The sequence below is a fragment of the Phaeodactylibacter luteus genome (assembly GCF_007993045.1).
Taxonomy (GTDB): Bacteria; Bacteroidota; Bacteroidia; order Chitinophagales; family Saprospiraceae; genus Phaeodactylibacter; species Phaeodactylibacter luteus.
The window spans coordinates 1-435 of record NZ_VOOR01000213.1 but is presented as its reverse complement, the minus strand read 5'-3'; the positions used below and the strand labels follow the sequence as shown (position 1 = coordinate 435).

The following is a 435-nucleotide window of genomic DNA, read 5'->3' as shown; positions in this document are numbered from 1 at the left end:
GGGTCGCCCTCGCCGTCGTACTCGCACCAGTTGATCACGCGCCACGTACGGAAGATCTTGTAGCACTCGTCCCCGCTTGCGGAGAAGATCTCGTCTTCGCTTGTCACGGCCAGCAGGTCGCAGCCGAGCTCGTTGTATTCTACCCCTGCTGGCTCCTCTTCGTTGCCGCAAGTGTAATCGTCATCTTCTGGGAAGAAGATCTCGTAGTTGTGCACTTCGTTGACCGTGATCACCTGTACACAAGTGTTCTGGCTGTTCAGCCCCTGTACGTCAGTCACCTGGAATACACGGGTGATGCTGCCGTAGCCGCACTCCAGGTCAGCGCTGTAGCTGATCTCTGCAATGTTTGCTACGCCACAGTTGTCCGCTCCGGTAGCCATGCCGAACAGCTCTTCGCGCTGTGCCGGGTTTTCTGCCTGGAAGCCGTATGGCAGG

Annotated in this window: 1 protein-coding gene; it reads right to left on the bottom strand. The window is 57.9% G+C overall.

Annotated features, from left to right (window positions below; all coding sequences use genetic code 11):
- A partial coding sequence (locus FRY97_RS22690) for a hypothetical protein (RefSeq protein ID WP_170254888.1) occupies positions 1-435 on the bottom strand: 435 nt, incomplete at both ends.